Annotated in this window: 17 protein-coding genes; 10 read left to right on the top strand and 7 right to left on the bottom strand. The window is 57.4% G+C overall.

Going from position 1 to position 16,928, the window contains the following annotated elements; all coding sequences use genetic code 11:
• The first annotated feature begins 158 nt into the window (after positions 1–158).
• The 4 genes from IMQ56_RS02255 (at position 159) to IMQ56_RS02270 (ending at position 4,617) form a co-directional block, all read left to right on the top strand.
• A complete protein-coding gene (locus tag IMQ56_RS02255) occupies positions 159–1,394 on the top strand; it encodes an MFS transporter (protein ID WP_023324265.1) in 1,236 nt (411 codons plus the stop codon).
• Positions 1,395–1,409: 15 nt separating this feature from the next.
• Positions 1,410–2,435 carry a sugar phosphate isomerase/epimerase gene (locus IMQ56_RS02260; protein ID WP_165729683.1) on the top strand — a complete coding sequence of 342 codons (1,026 nt, stop codon included), beginning with the start codon at positions 1,410–1,412 and terminating at the stop codon, positions 2,433–2,435.
• The gene (locus IMQ56_RS02265) at positions 2,428–3,570 is read left to right on the top strand and encodes a Gfo/Idh/MocA family oxidoreductase (protein WP_032620131.1); all 1,143 of its coding nucleotides are present in this window, start codon (positions 2,428–2,430) and stop codon (positions 3,568–3,570) included. Before IMQ56_RS02260 ends, IMQ56_RS02265 begins: the two co-directional genes overlap by 8 nt.
• A 75-nt stretch (positions 3,571–3,645) precedes the next feature.
• Complete coding sequence (locus tag IMQ56_RS02270; RefSeq protein WP_015571213.1) at positions 3,646–4,617, top strand: LacI family DNA-binding transcriptional regulator; 972 nt, start codon at positions 3,646–3,648, stop codon at positions 4,615–4,617.
• On the opposite strand, the gene IMQ56_RS02275 is transcribed toward IMQ56_RS02270, so the two are convergent.
• Both IMQ56_RS02275 and IMQ56_RS02280 read right to left on the bottom strand, forming a co-directional pair.
• The gene (locus IMQ56_RS02275; RefSeq protein ID WP_022650531.1) at positions 4,618–5,862 is read right to left on the bottom strand and encodes a mechanosensitive ion channel family protein; all 1,245 of its coding nucleotides are present in this window, start codon (positions 5,860–5,862) and stop codon (positions 4,618–4,620) included. It abuts the gene before it with no gap.
• Between the two features lie 67 nt (positions 5,863–5,929).
• Positions 5,930–7,366, bottom strand: a complete 1,437-nt coding sequence (locus IMQ56_RS02280) for an MFS transporter (RefSeq protein ID WP_048220293.1) — start codon at positions 7,364–7,366, stop codon at positions 5,930–5,932.
• Between the two features lie 107 nt (positions 7,367–7,473).
• Between IMQ56_RS02280 and IMQ56_RS02285 the strand changes: the two genes are divergently transcribed.
• Genes IMQ56_RS02285 through IMQ56_RS02295 form a run of 3 tightly spaced genes read left to right on the top strand, consistent with a single transcriptional unit; the run spans position 7,474 to position 8,866 of the window.
• Positions 7,474–8,343 (top strand): helix-turn-helix transcriptional regulator, encoded by an 870-nt coding sequence (locus tag IMQ56_RS02285; protein WP_045334174.1) that lies wholly within the window; start codon positions 7,474–7,476, stop codon positions 8,341–8,343.
• 48 nt (positions 8,344–8,391) lie between these two features.
• Positions 8,392–8,598, top strand: a complete 207-nt coding sequence (locus tag IMQ56_RS02290) for a hypothetical protein (protein WP_039271411.1) — start codon at positions 8,392–8,394, stop codon at positions 8,596–8,598.
• The gene (locus IMQ56_RS02295) at positions 8,579–8,866 is read left to right on the top strand and encodes a helix-turn-helix transcriptional regulator (RefSeq protein ID WP_196063754.1); all 288 of its coding nucleotides are present in this window, start codon (positions 8,579–8,581) and stop codon (positions 8,864–8,866) included. The genes IMQ56_RS02290 and IMQ56_RS02295 overlap by 20 nt, the downstream gene beginning before the upstream one ends.
• A 36-nt stretch (positions 8,867–8,902) precedes the next feature.
• Here the strand turns inward: IMQ56_RS02295 and nfsB are convergent, their stop codons facing one another.
• The 3 genes from nfsB to IMQ56_RS02310 form a co-directional block, all read right to left on the bottom strand.
• Entirely contained in the window at positions 8,903–9,556 is a 654-nt protein-coding gene (gene nfsB / locus IMQ56_RS02300) for an oxygen-insensitive NAD(P)H nitroreductase (RefSeq protein ID WP_003858884.1), read from the bottom strand.
• A gap of 120 nt (positions 9,557–9,676) precedes the next feature.
• Positions 9,677–10,045, bottom strand: a complete 369-nt coding sequence (locus tag IMQ56_RS02305) for an MmcQ/YjbR family DNA-binding protein (RefSeq protein WP_003858883.1) — start codon at positions 10,043–10,045, stop codon at positions 9,677–9,679.
• Complete coding sequence (locus IMQ56_RS02310) at positions 10,035–10,625, bottom strand: TetR/AcrR family transcriptional regulator (protein ID WP_003858882.1); 591 nt, start codon at positions 10,623–10,625, stop codon at positions 10,035–10,037. The genes IMQ56_RS02305 and IMQ56_RS02310 overlap by 11 nt, the downstream gene beginning before the upstream one ends.
• A gap of 191 nt (positions 10,626–10,816) precedes the next feature.
• Between IMQ56_RS02310 and IMQ56_RS02315 the strand changes: the two genes are divergently transcribed.
• Together IMQ56_RS02315 and IMQ56_RS02320 are read left to right on the top strand one after the other, a co-directional pair.
• Positions 10,817–11,920 (top strand): RomA family MBL fold metallo-hydrolase, encoded by a 1,104-nt coding sequence (locus tag IMQ56_RS02315; RefSeq protein WP_063134766.1) that lies wholly within the window; start codon positions 10,817–10,819, stop codon positions 11,918–11,920.
• A 32-nt stretch (positions 11,921–11,952) separates the two neighbouring features.
• Positions 11,953–12,294, top strand: a complete 342-nt coding sequence (locus tag IMQ56_RS02320; protein ID WP_017694370.1) for a RamA family antibiotic efflux transcriptional regulator — start codon at positions 11,953–11,955, stop codon at positions 12,292–12,294.
• A 106-nt stretch (positions 12,295–12,400) separates the two neighbouring features.
• On the opposite strand, the gene IMQ56_RS02325 is transcribed toward IMQ56_RS02320, so the two are convergent.
• On the bottom strand, positions 12,401–14,545 hold the full coding sequence (locus tag IMQ56_RS02325) for a TonB-dependent siderophore receptor (RefSeq protein ID WP_196063753.1): 2,145 nt from the start codon (positions 14,543–14,545) through the stop codon (positions 12,401–12,403).
• Positions 14,546–14,668: 123 nt separating this feature from the next.
• Here IMQ56_RS02325 and IMQ56_RS02330 point away from each other — a divergent pair, with 123 nt between their 5' ends.
• Positions 14,669–16,237, top strand: a complete 1,569-nt coding sequence (locus IMQ56_RS02330) for an alpha/beta hydrolase-fold protein (RefSeq protein ID WP_023303241.1) — start codon at positions 14,669–14,671, stop codon at positions 16,235–16,237.
• Here IMQ56_RS02330 and IMQ56_RS02335 read toward each other — a convergent pair.
• A complete protein-coding gene (locus tag IMQ56_RS02335) occupies positions 16,223–16,471 on the bottom strand; it encodes a DUF1158 domain-containing protein (protein ID WP_003858875.1) in 249 nt (82 codons plus the stop codon). The genes IMQ56_RS02330 and IMQ56_RS02335 overlap by 15 nt on opposite strands.
• Positions 16,472–16,928: the final 457 nt, after the last annotated feature.

Consider the following 16,928-nt stretch of genomic DNA (forward strand, 5'->3'; position numbering starts at 1 on the left):
GCCGGGTAAGGCGCAGCCGTCACCCGGCACCTCCCCTTCACCGTTATCGTGACTCCCCTCCCAATTCTGTTTTGATCCACAGGATCTTTTTTTTGTAATCGATTACTTTTCATTTGAGCGAATTTGTAATCGATTACTTTTTCCGGGTGAGGCTTATCATGGTGTCAACTGAGAGTAGTGAAAAGGCGATAACACAGCACCGGCTGCTGGTGCCGCGTCTGTCGCTGATGATGTTTCTGCAATTTTTTATCTGGGGTAGCTGGTCGGTCACGCTTGGCCTGGTGATGACCCGGCACAACATGTCTTTGCTGATTGGCGACGCGTTCTCTGCCGGACCCATCGCTTCCATTCTTTCGCCGTTCGTGCTCGGGATGCTGGTGGACCGCTTCTTCGCCTCGCAGAAGGTGATGGCGGTGATGCACCTCGCGGGCGCGGCGATCCTCTGGTTCGTGCCGGGGGCGTTGATTGCTGAGAACGGCGCGCTGCTGATTGGCCTGCTGTTTGGCTACACGCTCTGCTATATGCCGACGCTGGCGCTGACCAACAACATTGCGTTTCACAGCCTGGCGAACGTGGATAAAACCTTCCCGGTAGTGCGCGTGTTCGGCACCATCGGCTGGATCGCGGCGGGCATTTTCATCGGCGTCACCGGCGTGGCGTCCAGCGTCACCATCTTCCAGGTGGCGGCGGTCAGCTCCGTGCTGCTGGCGCTCTACAGCCTGACGCTGCCGCACACGCCCGCGCCAGCGAAAGGCCTGCCGGTAAAGGTGCGGGATCTCTTCTGCGCGGACGCCTTCGCGCTGCTTAAAACCCGCCACTTCTTCGTTTTCTCCGTCTGCGCGATGCTGATCTCCGTCCCGCTCGGCACCTATTACGCCTACACCGCCTCGTATCTGGCGGATGCCGGGATTGCCGACGTCAGCACCGCCATGTCCTTCGGGCAGATGTCTGAGATTGTCTTCATGCTGGTTATTCCTCTGCTGTTCCGCCGCCTGGGCGTGAAATATATGCTGCTGATCGGCATGCTGGCGTGGTTCGTGCGTTATGCCATGTTCGCGCTGGGCGTCAGCGAGGAGGGGCGCATTCTGCTGTATCTCGGCATTCTGCTCCACGGCGTCTGCTACGATTTCTTCTTTGTCGTTGGCTTTATCTACACCGACCGCGTGGCGGGCGAAAAGGTCAAAGGCCAGGCGCAGAGCATGATCGTGATGTTCACCTACGGCATCGGCATGCTGCTCGGCTCGCAGATTTCCGGCGCGCTCTACAACCGTCTGGTGGCAGGGCAGACCGTGCCGCAGGCGTGGGTCACATTCTGGTGGATCCCGGCGGTGGCTGCCGCGGCGATCGCGCTGATTTTCCTTCTCACGTTTAAGTATGACGATGACAAGGCGTAACGTTCAGGAGGTGGTATGAGGACAATGAAAGGACCGGGCATTTTTCTGTCGCAGTTTATTGGCGGGGAAGCGCCCTTCAACACGCTCGACGGGCTGGCAGGATGGGCGGCGGGGAAGGGTTACAAAGCGGTGCAGATCCCCTGCAACCATCCGCATATTTTTGATGTGGAGAAAGCCGCAGAGAGTCAGGCCTACTGCGACGACATCACCGCCAGGCTGGCCGCGCATGGGCTGGTCATCAGCGAGCTGTCGACCCATCTGGAAGGGCAGCTTGTTGCGGTAAACCCGGTTTACAGCGAGGCGTTTGAACACTTCGCCCCTGCCTCCGTGCGGGGTAACGAGGCGGCGCGTCAGGCGTGGGCGACGGAAAAGCTGAAGCAGGCGGCGGTCGCCTCGGCCCGATTAGGCCTGAAAGCACACGCCACCTTCTCCGGATCGCTGGCCTGGCCGTTTTTCTACCCGTGGCCGCCGCACAACGAGCAGCGTTTTCAGGATGCATTCGGGGAGCTGGCAGCCCGCTGGCGGCCGATTCTGGATACCTTCGACGAGCAGGGCGTGGACGTCTGCTTTGAGCTGCATCCGGGGGAAGATCTGCACGACGGCGTCACCTTCGAGCGTTTTCTGGCGCTGGTCGATAACCATCCGCGCTGTAATATTCTCTACGATCCAAGCCATATGCTGCTCCAGCAGATGGACTATCTGACCTTTATTGATATCTACCATGCGCGCATTAAAGCGTTCCACGTGAAGGACGCCGAGTTCCGCCCCAGCGGGCGCAGCGGCGTCTACGGCGGCTACCAGCCGTGGATCAACCGCGCCGGACGCTTCCGCTCGCCCGGCGACGGACAGATCGACTTTAAGGGCATTTTCAGCAAGCTCACCCAGTACGACTACGACGGCTGGGCGGTGCTGGAGTGGGAGTGCTGCCTGAAGGATGGCGATACCGGCGCGAGTGAGGGCAGTGAATTTATCCGCCGTCATATCATCCCGGTTTCCGGACGGGCGTTTGATGATTTCGCCGCAGGGGGCAGCCATGATTAACGTCGGGATTATCGGCAGCGGGTTTATTGGCCCGGCGCATATCGAGGCGCTCAGGCGTCTCGGGTTTGTGCAGGTGGTCGCGCTCTGTGACGGCTCGCTCGTTAAGGCGCAGGAAAAGGCGCACCAGCTCAATGTGCCGCACGCCTGTGCCAGCGTGGAGGAACTGCTCGCGCTCCCTAATCTGCACGCGGTGCACAACTGCACGCCGAACCACCTGCACGCGGAGATTAACCGCCAGATCCTGCGTGCGGGCAAGCACGTGTTTTCCGAAAAGCCGCTGTGCATGACGCCGGACGAGGCGCGCGAGCTGGTGGCGCTGGCGGAGCAGGCAGGCGTGGTGCATGGCGTGAGTTTTGTCTATCGCCAGTTTGCGATGGTGCGCCAGGCGGCGAGCATGATGCGTGCGGGCAGCCTCGGGCGGCTGTTTGCTTCGCACGGCAGCTATTTACAGGACTGGATGCTGCTGGAAACCGACTACAACTGGCGGGTGGATGCCGCGCTCGGCGGCGCGTCGCGGGCGGTGGCGGACATCGGCTCCCACTGGTGCGATACGGTACAGTATGTGACCGGCAGGCGTATTACCGGGGTGATGGCTGATTTATCCACCGTCTGGCCGACGCGCAAGGCCAGCGCGGGCGGTCATCAGACCTTCTCCCATGACGAGCAGGCGGAGTATGAAGACAAACCGGTCACCACCGAAGACTTTGGCTCGGTGCTGTTCCGCTTTGACGACGGCAGCAAGGGCAGCTTTAGCGTCTCGCAGGTGAGCGCGGGGCGAAAAAATCGCCTGACCTTTGAAATTAACGGCAGCGAGCAGTCGGTGGCGTGGGATCAGGAAATCCCGCAGCAGCTGTGGGTCGGCCATCGCGCCAGGGCAAACCAGATACTCTGCGACGATCCGGGCCTTATGAACCGTGACGTGGCCGACAGCGCCCACTTCCCCGGCGGGCACATTGAAGGCTGGCCGGATGCCTTTAAAAATATGATGGCGCAGTTTTACCGTGCCGTGCAGGCGGGCGCGATGCCGGATAATCCGCAGTTTGCCACCTTCCACGATGGCGCCTGTGTGATGTATATCATTGATGCGATTATGAAAAGTCATCAGCAGCAGCGCTGGGTGCGCGTGGAATACTGACGCATTGCCCGGTTCGCCGGGCAATCAATTTATGGTAGCCTGCACAAAACGCTAACCGCAGGATGTATCGTCGCTATGTCAATTCAGAAAATCGCTCAACTGGCCGGGGTATCCGTAGCAACGGTCTCCCGCGTACTGAATAACAGCGATACCGTGAAGGCGAAAAACCGCGAGCGCGTTTTGCAGGCGATCCAGGAGAGTAACTATCAGCCCAATCTGCTGGCGCGTCAGCTGCGCACTGCCCGCAGCTATATGATCCTGGTGATGGTCTCGAACATCGCCAACCCGTTCTGCGCCGAAGTGGTGAAGGGCATTGAAGCCGAGGCAGAAAAGAACGGCTATCGCATTCTGCTTTGCAACTCCGGCTCGGATATTGAGCGCTCCCGCTCGGGCTTAAGCCTGCTCTCCGGCAAAATCGTCGACGGCATTATCACCATGGATGCATTCTCGAAACTGCCGGAGCTGGCCGCGCTGATTGGCAACGCGCCGTGGGTGCAGTGCGCTGAATACGCCGATGCGGGCGCGGTCTCCTGCGTGGGGATTAATGATGTTGATGCCTCCCAGCACGTTGTCAGCCAGCTTGCCGACGGGGGACGCAAACGCATTGCGCTCATCAACCACGACCTCAGCTACAAATATGCCCGTCTGCGCGAGCGCGGCTATAAGAGCGTCATACACCTGCGGGATCTGGATTATCAGGCGGTGGAGTACGCCAGTGAGCTCAGCTCTGGTGCGGGCATGGCGGCGATGCAAAATCTGTTAAAAGCAAACCCGCCGGATGCGGTGTTTGCCGTTTCCGATACGCTGGCGGCGGGGGCGCTGCGCGCCATTCAGCAGGCAGGGCTGCGGGTGCCAGAAGATATCGCGGTGGTCGGCTTTGACGGCACTGAGCTGGCGGAGATGATTTCACTCACCACTATTGAACAGCCGTCGCGGGATATCGGGCGCAAGGCGGTCAATCTGCTGTTAAATAAGATCGACAACCCGGATGCGCCCACGGAAAGGGTCATGATGGACTGGCGCTTTATTTCCCGCGCCAGCTCCTGATTATCTGGCGATGACGCCAGCCAGCGAGCGAATATCGTTTCCGGTTGGCGACTGGTGAATACGCAGGCCAAATTCATCTACCACCGCGAAAATATGATCGAAGATGTCGGCCTGAATATCTTCGTATTCCGCCCAGATCACCGTGTTGGTAAAGGCATATATTTCAATCGGCAGCCCGTTGGCATCCGGCGCGAGCTGGCGCACCATCAGCGTCATATCTTTGCGAATGCGCGGGTGGTTACGCAGATATTCATTCAGGTAGGCACGGAAGGTGCCGATATTGGTCATCTTGCGCAGGTTTAATACCGATTCCCCTTCGCCGTTCTGCTGATTCCACAGGTTAATTTCCTCATGACGCGCCGCCAGATACGGCTTCAGCAGTTTCGCCTGAATCAGTTTCTGCTGTTCCTGCTCGTCGAGGAAATGAATGCTGGTGGTATCGATGTTCAGGCTGCGCTTAATGCGGCGGCCACCGGAGGCGGACATGCCGCTCCAGTTGATGAACGCATCGGACACCAGCGCCCAGGTCGGGATGGTGGTGATGGTGTTATCGAAGTTGCGCACTTTAACGGTGGTCAGGCCGATGTCGGTCACCGTGCCGTTAGCGCCGTACTTCGGCATCTCCAGCCAGTCGCCGAGCTTGAGCATGTCGTTGGCGGAGAGCTGAATGCCCGCCACTAAGCCCAGTATCGGGTCTTTAAAGACCAGCATCAGAACGGCAGCCATCGCACCCAGGCCGCTTATCAGAATGGCGGGTGACTGACCGATCAGCAGGGAGATAATTAATATTCCCACCAGAATGGCGCTCACCAGCTTGATGCCCTGGAATATCCCCTTCAGCGGCAGCTGCGAGGCGGTAGCCATTTTCTGCGACAGATTGAAAATCACGTCCAGCAGCGAGAAGAAGGAGAGCAGGGCATAAACCATCACCCACAATTTTGCGCAGGTGGTGAGTAATTCCGCCGCTTCGCTGCCTTTTTGCAGCCACAGAACCGCCTGAACGTTGACGATTATCCCCTGGAGGGTAAACGCCAGACGGTGAAATAATTTGTTCTGCGTAATGATCTGCAACCATAAATGACTGCTGGCCTGGGCGCGTTTCTCGAATGCGCGCAGCACCACTTTGTGCAGAATAAAATGAACGATAATGGCTGTAAGAAAAATAATACCAAAGATAATCACTAAAGAGGTGGTGTGATTAATTTCAATCCCTAACTCTTCAACCTGAGCAATTAATTCCTGCATAACGTCTCCTGTATTGATGCAGCCCCATAATGGCGGCTGCGGATCTATTATGCAAATTCAGGCAGTTTTATTTTGTCGCCGGACAGGCCTTGACGACCGGTAAACACAGACGATGGCGCATACGCAGCGTGGCCAGCGCCAGCACCCCCATCATGGCCGTTTCCACCATCAGGAAGACGTTGACCGCCTGGGTATAATCTCCGTGATGATTTTGCAGCCCGTGCAGCAAAATCGCGCCGAAAATGGCCGGGCCAAGCCCCAGCGCAGCCTGTTGCAGCGTGCTTAAAATCGCGCTCGCGGCCCCCGCGTCGTCAGGCTGAATATCGCGCATCCCGATACGGTAGAAGCTGTTTACAATCAGCGCCTGCCCGTAACCCACCAGCCCGGTGGCCGGGGCCAGCGTCAGCGCGGTATTCTGCATTCCCCAGTGACGGAACGTGGCGATCAGCGCCACCAGGCCGACAAGCTGAATCGCAAGCCCGGTCAGCAGGATGGCGCTGGTGCTGTAGCGGGCAATCAGGCGTGGGGCGAACCAGGCAGAAATAAAATAGGTGACGCCAAGCGCGATAAAGCTGTTTCCTGACTGCCACGGCGCCATCCCCAGACCGCTTTGCATGGTCAACGCCATACAGAACATGAACCCGGACCAGACGCTGAAAAAGAGTATCCCGATCAGCACGCCAAAGCGGATGCTGCGCAACTGCAACAGGCGCGGCGCGATAAGCGGGTGGGCATTCTCACGCTCTTTTTTGCGCGCGTTCAGTACCATCAAACAGGCCAGCGGCACAATCGCCAGCAGTGCGGCCTTCAGCGGCCACGACCAGTGCCACTGCGGGCCGAGCGCCATCGGGAACAGCAGACAGCACAGTATTGCCGTCAGCAGGACAGTCCCGGTCCAGTCAATGCGCGACGGCGTGTCGCGGCGGGTTTCCGGCACGTAGCGACGGCTCAGCGCCAGCACCACCAGACAAATCGGCACGTTGATAAAGAAGGCGTTGCGCCAGCCCAGCCCGGCGATGTCCGCCGACACCAGCCAGCCGCCACCCATCTGGCCGACGATAAATGCAATACCGCCGATACCCCCGAACAGGCTGATCGCTCTGGCGTGTGCCGTTCCTTTTAACGTCACATGCAACGTCGCGAGAATTTGCGGCATGATCAGCGCGGCGCCCGCACCCTGAATAATGCGCGCGCCAAGTAACTGTTCGATATTGCCTGCCATGCCGCACAGCAGCGAGGCCAGGCCAAAACACGCCACGCCCCACATAAACAGGCGACGGCGGCCAAGGTTATCGCCCAGCTTGCTGCCGGGTGCCAGGCAGACGGCAAAGGCCACGCCGTAGAGGGCGACGATCAGCTCCAGTTCAGTGGCGGTGGCGTGTAATGAATGGGTGATGGAATCCAGCGCCACGTTGGTGATTGAGGTATCAATCAACGGCAGCATCTGGCCGGTTAACAGCAATATCAGGCCCGCACGACCCGGTGAAACAACTGACGTATTCATGGTGACTCCATTGCGTCAAACAGCGTAGAGTCGTAGCATCAACCATCTGATAAACGGGTACCAGTTCTTGCTTATACTGGTACTGGCACTACCATGCAGGAGATGTTATGGCGCTGATGTCTGAACCTGTCACCTCTCTCCAGGATGACACCCGCAAGCAGCTGGGCGCGTTTTTGCGTGCCCGGCGCGAAAGCCTCGATCCGCAGCGTCTCGGCTTACCGCGCAGCGGCCGCCGCCGCACGCCGGGCCTGCGCCGGGAGGAGGTGGCGATGCTCGCGGATGTCGGCGTGACCTGGTACACCTGGCTGGAGCAGGGCCGGGACGTCAATCCGTCCAGCGCGGTGATGGCCGCCATTGCAAAAGCGCTGCAATGCACCCCGACCGAAGCCCGACATCTTTTTGTGCTCGCCGGTTTGCCGCCGGGTGAAGCCCCGCAGGCGGTATGCTGCGAGGGGATCAGCGAAGGCACGCGTCGCCTGCTGGATACCCTGATGCCGAAACCTGCCAGTATTCAGAAACCGAATTTCGACATCGTGGCGTGGAACGACAGCTTTGGCCACCTGATGGGCGTCGATTTCAACGCCATCCCGCCGGAAGATCGCAACTGTATTTACCTGTTCCTCACCCATCCGGCGTGGCGCGCGCGGCTTGGCAAACGTGACGACGTGCTGCCGATTTTCGTCTCCTACTTCCGCGCGGCCATGGCTGAGCACCGTGGCGACCCGCTCTGGGAAGCGAAGCTGGCGCGTTTTTTTGCGGTGTCCGAAGAGTTCAAAACCCTGTGGCACCAGCGTAACGACGTGCGCGGCGTGGAGAACCAGCTCAAGCTGTTCACCCATCCCGAGCTGGGGGATTTTCATCTCCAGCAGATGTACTGGTACTCCGCCCCGCGAAACGGATCGCGGCTGCTGGTCTATTTACCCGTGGATGAGGCAGGGGAGAAGGCGATGGCGTGGCTGGCGGAGCAGGGGAAGTAAGTTTTTTGCGAGGGGCTTTCAGGGAATCAACGCGTGACTTAGCCTTTAATGCAAATTGCCTTATATGCTAATATCAGGGGGCCTTTTTCTGCCTTCAGGAGTACAGGCGAAGCTGACCGCCAGCTTGATAAATTTCTCGCTAACCCGACGGCGATGGGGATATTTATCAAGAAGACGCAAAAAACGCCCTCTGCTGAACTCCGTCTGGCACTGAAACGACAACAGGAGATGTTGGATGAGCAAAAAGATTATTGACTGGGACGAACTCAGAGCTGAACTGTTAAGCGATTCAGAAGTTCAGGCTTCCTTTGATGCAGAAGAGCGCAAGGAACGCCTGCGGGAGATGCTGGCGCAATGGCGCAATCATGCTGGTCTGACGCGCGCCCAGGTGGCGGAGCGGATGGGCGTCAGCGCACCGACGGTATCACGAATGGAAGCAAATATTACCCGGGCGAGTCTCGATACATTAACGCGTTATGCGCTGGTGTGCGGGGTAAAGCATCCGCAGATATCGCTTTACTGAAAACGGGCACGCCGATAGCCGGCGTGCCAGAAGCGCTTAGCATTCAGTCACAATCGTGCTCAGCGGCAGGCGAGATTTCGGCAGCGTGGCGTTGAAATCTTCCACGCTGTGATGCCCGACCGGGACCACCACCAGGCTGGTGAAGCCTTTCTCTTTCAGGCCAAACTCTTCGTCGAGGATCGCGGCGTCAAACCCTTCGATGGGTACCGCATCCAGGCCCATCGCGGCCACGCCCAGCAGGAAGTTGCCGACGTTCAGGTAAACCTGCTTCGCCATCCACTGGTCGTCATCTTTCAGATCCACGCGGTGCATGTCGGCAAAATAGCAGCGGCCTTTGTGGTTCGCGGCTTTAGCTTCTGGCGTGGCGAAACGGCCGTCAGCCTCTTCCTGATCGACAACGCGCTCAAGCCAGGCATCGTCCATCGCGGTTTTCGCGCAGAACACCACCACGTGAGAGGCATCCAGCATTTTGCGTTCGTTAAACACATAGGTGCCCGCCGCGGATTTTGCCACGCGCGCTTTACCCTCTTCAGTGCTGGCAACAATAAAGTGCCACGGCTGGGAGTTGGTGCTGGACGGGCTGTATTGCAGCAGCGTTTTGATTTTTTCCGCTTCTTCTGCGGTCAGTTTTTTGGCTGGGTCGAACGCCTTGGTAGAGTGGCGTTTCAGGGCGACAGAAATAATATCCATAACAACTCCTGGTGATGAAATTCGCCCGCGGGCGGGCGTGAAAGGAAAGCAGATTACCGCGCGAAGCGGGAAAAGATAAGTGCGATTCGAGCGCTTATTCTGTTCGTCTCAGACGAACAATCAGGCTGGCCGAATCCACTTCTGATCTTTTTTCGGCAGTTTATCAACGACCAGATTCCACGAATCCGTAATCAGGTCGGTGACCAGTTCAGGCGTGATGTCGTCCGTGCCATAAAGTGAGATCCAGTGTTTTTTATTCAGATGGTAACCGGGCTCCACGCCACGGTAGATCTGCTGATTGAGCAGCGATTTTTCCGGATCGGATTTCAGGCTGACGTGGGCCCGACCGTGTGCGGTCGCCATCAGCATAAAAATTTTCCCGCCCACCTTAAACACGTCATACTCCGGGCCAAACGGCCAGCAATGTTCGGTAAAAGGCATCTCCAGCGCGACGCGTCTGGCATGTTCCTGCAAGGATTTACTGTCCATGGTTATCTTCCTCAGCAAGCCCGCGCCACATGGCTTCAAAGCCCAGCGCTTTAAAATCGACGGCACGGGACGGATCGCGCGCGGCAAACTCCATGGTGGTTTCAGCCAGCGATAAGAACATTGCATCACCGAAGGTCTTAAACTCGTCAGACATAAACACCGGGCGGATCGAACGACGACACAGTTCATGCAGTTCCGGGAACATGTCTTTCACCGCCTGCTCGGTTTCGGCGTTCAGCTTTTCACTGACGCCAATCTGGCGGATAGCCGCATGCGCCAGGGGGTTACGAATGCCCCAGTCTACATAGCTGTTCCAGATATTGCGGGTATGCTCTTTTGGCTCGGTGATGGTGCGATCGAGATTCGCCAGCATGGTCTGGCAGAGATCCTGCTTCAGATGCAGGTAGAGGGCATTCAGCAGATCGTCTTTGGTAGCAAAGTAGCGAAACAGTGTCCCTTCAGCGACGCCCGCATTACGGGCAATTAACGCCGTTGAGGCGGCAATACCTGACTGCGCAAACGCAGCCGTTGCTGCTTCCAGTAAGGCCTGTTTTTTATCTTCACTCTTCGGACGTGCCACTAAATTTTTCCTCCCGTCAATTGTAAAAGCCCTGATTGAAACACGAGCCTTGATACGCTGCAACGCGGAATGTCAAAGAACGAAAACCTTCTTGACGGCGTAATCATCCTATCTATAATGAGTGCTTACTCACTCATAATCAAGTGTCACCCGCGCAAACCATCGGATGGGGCGCGTAGGCGGGTCAGGAAATGAAAAAGCCTCTATTCATCTGCATGGTGTTAGTCATGATTATTGCTTCAGCTGCCAGTTTACCGTTTGTACTAAATGCCGGATTTGGCCAGCCACCGCAGGGTGCGCAGCTCTCTGAAGTGGAAGCCTCTCCGCACTATCGCGACGGGCAATTCCATAACACGCTCCCTACGCCGGGCTTTACCGGGCAACAAAATATGCTGGTGGCGTGGTGGCAGTTCCTTACCCGTAAAACCGAAAACGCCCGTCCTGCGCAGCCGCTGCCGCTGGTGAAAACCGATCTGGCGAGCCTGTCGCCTGAACAGGACACGCTGGTGTGGCTCGGCCACTCCTCCTGGTATATGCAGCTGGCGGGGAAACGCATCCTGATCGATCCGGTTCTGAGTAGCTACGCCGCACCGTTCTCCTTTCTCAATAAAGCGTTTGCGGGGGAGTACCCGTGGCGTGCGGAGAGCATGCCGGAGATCGACCTGCTGATTATCTCCCACGATCACTATGACCATCTGGATTACGCCACCATCAAGGCGCTGCTGCCGAAGGTTAAGCGCGTGGTCACCCCGCTGGGCGTGGGGTCGCATCTGCGCTACTGGGGGATGAACCCTGAGATTATCGACGAGCGGGACTGGAACCAGTCGGTGCATATCAGCGATACGCTGACGGTGCACGTTCTGCCGGCGCGCCATTTTTCCGGGCGCGGCATTAAGCGTAACCAGACCCTGTGGGGCAGCTTTATGTTTGTCACCCCAGAGCGAAAGGTCTACTACAGCGGAGACTCCGGTTACGGCCCGCACTTCAAAGCGATTGGCGAGCAGTTTGGCGGAGTTGACTTAGCCATCATGGAAAACGGCCAGTACGACCAGGACTGGAAGTACATCCATATGCACCCGGCAGAAACGGCGCAGGCCTCGGCAGATCTCAATGCCAAAGCGGTCGTACCGGGACATAACGGGCGTTTTGTGCTGGCGAAACATACCTGGAACGATCCACTGATCCAGCTGGCGAAAGCCAGTAAGGATAAAAACTACCGGCTGCTGACGCCGGAGCTGGGCGAGCCCGTGCGGGTGAGTGATACCACGCAACAATTTCGCGAGTGGTGGGAATAATGTTTAAGCGAGAAGCAGAGGGGGAGAGCAGTATGACGATTTCCGCTCAGGTCATTGATACGATTGTCGAATGGATTGATGACAATCTACACCAGCCGTTACGCATCGAAGAGATTGCCCGCCATGCGGGTTACTCAAAATGGCATTTACAGCGGCTGTTTATGCAATACAAAGGCGAAAGTCTGGGGCGCTACATCCGCGAACGCAAGCTGCTGATGGCGGCGCGCGATCTGCGTGAGTCAGACGAGCGCGTGTACGATATCTGCCTGCGCTACGGGTTTGACTCGCAGCAGACGTTTACCCGCATCTTTACCCGCACCTTCAACCAGCCGCCGGGTGCGTACCGTAAAGAGAACCATAGCCAGACACATTAACATGTCGCGTGTAGGCCGGGTAAGGCGTAGCCGCCACCCGGCTTTTTTGTGGGCCCGGTGCCCTAAGTTGCCCGGTGGCGCTGCGCTTACCGGGCCTACAAATCACTTACCACCGATAATTCACCGTTGCCGTCACCGTCCGGCCAATCCCGTAGAAGCACGCCGTATCGCTTGCGCATGACGCCACATACTTCGTGTCTGCCACGTTATTGACGTTGAACTGCACGCTTGCCCCTTTCAGGCTGCGGTTCATCTCGCCCAGATCGTAGCGCAGCATCGCGTCATACAGATCCACCGATGGCACCTTGAAGGTGTTCTTCGCATCGCCGTAGCTGGTGCCGATGTAGCGCATCCCCACGCCAGCGGTCAGGCTCTTCAGCGCTCCGCCCGGAACGGTATAGCTGGCGAACGCCGATGCCATATGCGCTGGAATGCGCGCAGGCGTTTTGCCTTCAGTTCCCGCCACCGTGGTGCTTTCGGTTTTTGCATCGGTGTAAGTGTAGGAGCCAATCAGGTTGATGTTATCCATCAGCGTGGCGTGGATTTCCGCTTCGGCGCCTTTCGAACGCACCTTGCCCGCATTTTCGAACCAGCCTTCAGCGCTGTTATAGGTCGCGACGTTGTCCTGAGTCAAATCGTACAGCGCCAGGGTCATCAGCGTGGTGTCGACCGGCTGATATTTCACGCCAATCTCGGTCTGCTCCCCGGTAGTAGGCCTGAATGGCGCAACGCCCGGCGCACGGTTGGTTTGCAGGTTCGGTTCAAACGAGGTGCTGTAGCTGATGTACGGCGACAGGCCAGAATCAAACGCGTACAGCAGGCCAGTGCGCCAGGTAAATTTGTTGTCGTTCTGCTGCGTAAAGCTGTTATCGGTGAAGTCGTTGGTACGCACTTCGCTCCAGTCGTAGCGCCCGGAAACCAGCCACTCCCAGTTGTTCCAGCTCATCTGATCCTGAAGATACAGGCCCATCTGGTCGAGATTTTGCTGCTCGTCGGTGGCCGTTTTGAAGGTACTTTCATCCACGTTCACACCGTAAACCGGGTTTGTCCAGTCGAGGTCATACTGTGAGCCGCTCCCGCGCGCCAGCAGCTGTTTATCCTTACTGGTCTTGTAATCAAACCCGCCGAGCAGGGTGTGGTTGACGCTTCCGGTCTCCAGCAGATATTCCAGCTGGTTATCAAGGCCAAATTCGTTGGTCGTGCGCTCTTCACGCTGGGCGCGACGGGTCAACACCGTGCTGTTGGCCGCGCTGTTGGCGTAAACCAGATAACGATATTTCTGCTTGATGGTGGCGTAACGGGCGTTCTGGCGGAAGGTGAGGTTGTCGGCGAACTGGTGTTCCAGCTCGTAGCCAATCATCGTCTGCTCGCGCCAGGATTGATTGTAATTCGGATCGCTGACGTTAAAGTCGCGCGGGATGTACTTCCCGTCGGCGCTTTTCACCGTGCCATACGCGGGCAGGAAGTTGCGGTATCCGGCATCCGGATCTTTCTGGTAGCTGGTCAGCAGCGTAAAGCGGGTCTGATCGTTCGGGTACCAGGTGATCGCCGGGGCGATCGCCATCCGCGTCTCTTTATAATCGTCCACCTGATTATGCTGCGTACGGGCGATACCGTTCACGCGATACAGCACGCGGCCGTCGTCGCTCAGCTTGCCGCCGAAATCAAACGCACCTTCGGCGAGATCGTTATTGCCGGTGCGGAACTGCACGTTGTGAATGGCCTCCGCCGTCGGGCGCTTGCTGGTCATACTGATTAACCCGCCCGGATTCACCTGTCCAAACAGCACCGAGGCCGGGCCGCGCACCAGCTCCACGCGCTCCAGCAGCCACGGGTCAACTGTGCCCGTCTGTGAGGAAGCCGTTGCGCCAAAGCTTAAGCCGTCGAGGAATTTCGGCACGTAGCTAAAGCCGCGCACAAACACCTCGTCGTTACGGTTAGACGAGCCCCGGTACTCGGTAAACACGCCCGCCGAGTAGCGCAGCGCCTGCGAAACGGAGGTGACGTCCTGCATGTTCATCTGATCGCGGGTGATCACCGATACCGACTGCGGCGTCTTCACGATCTCCGCGCTGGTCTTGGTGGCGGAGAGCGTTTTCGTCGCCACAATGCCTTTTACGGGCGCAGTGGGCTCTTCACTCACGCCCTGCGTCACCGTAATCGTTTCTTCTTTCGTTTCTGCCTGAGCCGCGACGCTGGTCGTCGCCAGACTCAGCAGCCAGAGCTGCATTATCTTATTATTTTTAAACATTTTTATTGAACGTCCTTGGTTGCTATCGCCATAAAAACACCGGTAAAACGCCGTTGATGATATTGCAAATTATTACCATTTGCATTAGCGTTGTTAACAAATTTCGTTGGGGAACAAGCGGTAATGAAAAGGGTATGGAGTGGGTTGCTGTTGGGGATCGGCGCGCTGCCCGCCGTGGCGGCAACGTGCGAGCAGTCGTCCCGGCAGGGCGATGTTCAGGGAAAGTTTGATGCCAGCGGCGAAGTCTGCTTCTCCCTGCCCGAGCTGGATGAAAATTACGTTTCCGCCACGCTGCATGGCGTGACGGATGCGCGCCTGCTGGATGGGCAAAACCGCCGCATCCGCACGCTGATCGAAAACGGTCCTGCGGACGGGGAACACACGCTGCTGTTTGCCCTGCCGGTGAAACAGAACACCTCGCTGGTGCTACACGGCGAAGCCGGCAAGCCGTGGCGTTTTCAGTGGCGGATGAAAGAGACCTCTCCGTTACCACGCGTGCAGATGCTGGCGCCAGAAAGCCCGACGCTGAAGGCGCTGGCAAACGTCATTTCTGCCGGTGGAAGTACCGAGGCGTTCTGGCAGGCGCAGCGTCGACAGGGAACGCCGATGGTGGAGCCGGTAGATGCGAGCCATAAGCGGGTGACCTTTCTGTGGCGCGGCGCGCGGGATAACGTCTTCATTCTCGGCTCTCCGGCGGGGGATCACGATCCGCTGTTCCGTCTGGGCAACAGCGACGTCTGGTTCCGCAGCTACGTGGTCCCCGCTGATACGGTGATGCAGTACAAGCTCGCCCCCGATGTGCCGATCGTTGAAGGCTCTGCCCGCGATCAACGCCGCGCCATCCTGGTAAGCGCGCAGGCCGATCCGCTTAACCCGAATAGCTTTGGGGAGCAGAAGACCGATCGCTGGAATCGCTATTCTCTGCTCGATCTCAGCCCGGCGCGCTACTGCTCCGTTCGGGCTACGGCACAGCCGCTGTTACACGGGACGTTGAGCCGCCAGAGGCTGAGCAGCAACATCCTCGGCAATGCCCGCGACGTGATGATCTACCAACCGCGCGGCGCACAGCCTGCACGCTGGACGCTCATCCTTTTCGACGGACAGGTTTATCAGGACGAATACCATTTTGCCAACGTGCTGGACGGTCTGATTGCCCGACATCACCTGCCTCCGATTAACGTGGTGTTTATCGACAGCCTCGATCACGCCCGTCGCGGCAACGAGCTGCCGCCGAACCCGGATTTTGCTGACTTTATGGCGCACGAGCTGCTGCCGTGGCTGCGGGGGAAGGGCATCGGCATGCAGCGGCAGAAAACCGTACTGGCAGGATCAAGCTACGGGGGAATTGCCTCTTCATGGGTGGCGCTGCGCTATCCGCGCCTGTTTGGCAACGTGCTGAGCCTTTCCGGTTCTTACTGGTGGGCACCAGAAGGTGACGCTCCCGGCTGGCTGACGCGTCAGTACCAACAGTCTCCACCGTATCCGGTGCGCTTCTGGTTACAGGCCGGGAAGTTTGAAACCACGGGACCGGGCGGCGGCATCTATCGCACCACGCAGGATTTTGAACAGGTGCTGAGGAATAAAGGCTACCGCGTCAGCTTCCACCCCTCATCCAGCGGCCACGACTACGCGGCCTGGTGTGAAGCGCTGATCCACGGGATGCGCGATCTCACTGGCTTACGACGCCAGTGAAAACCAGCGGCGCCAGATGAAACGCAGGATAAAGAATTCGATGGCGCCGAGCACCAAAAACCACAGACAGAACAGAATGGTGTACAGCTGATTCAGATCGACCATATGAAAGGTCTGAACCAGCTTCTGCGCCAGCACCAGACCCAGCGACGGCGCGGGTAACAGCAGGCAGGAGAGCAGGGCCATCAGCAAAATGCCCCCTGCGGTGAGCAGCGATTCTAACGGGTGTTTCATCGTAATGTTAATCGTCAGTTAAAAATGTCATTGTCCGGCATCCTGAAACGTAAAGCAATATCATCCCCGCTGGCAAAATTGGGTAAAAGGCCACCGTTATTCTGCGAATTAATAACAGAAAATAGATAATATTTTCGGGGCGATTAAATTAATATCGCGTTATGTAAATAAACGTCTTTCTCACGAAAATAATTTTACAAAGCTATAGGTGCTATATCCAATTAACGTCGCAATAACAATGGCTGCGACAATGTATAACGCCAGACGCCGTCCGCGATAAATACCAAACATGCTTCCTCCTCGTTTAGTGTTGGTTTAGAAATATTTTGTAAAAATCAACGCGTCGAAATAATTTTAATCAGTTTTGAATAACCGGGTAGTCAATATATTGCGGTAGATCAATTTAACCCGCAAGACTTAAAAATGAATTATTTAAAGCCAGAAAGGAATTCCGGCT

It is taken from the genome of Enterobacter sp. Res13-Sevr-PEC09-46 (genome assembly GCF_015672585.1).
Taxonomy (GTDB): Bacteria; Pseudomonadota; Gammaproteobacteria; order Enterobacterales; family Enterobacteriaceae; genus Enterobacter; species Enterobacter hormaechei_C.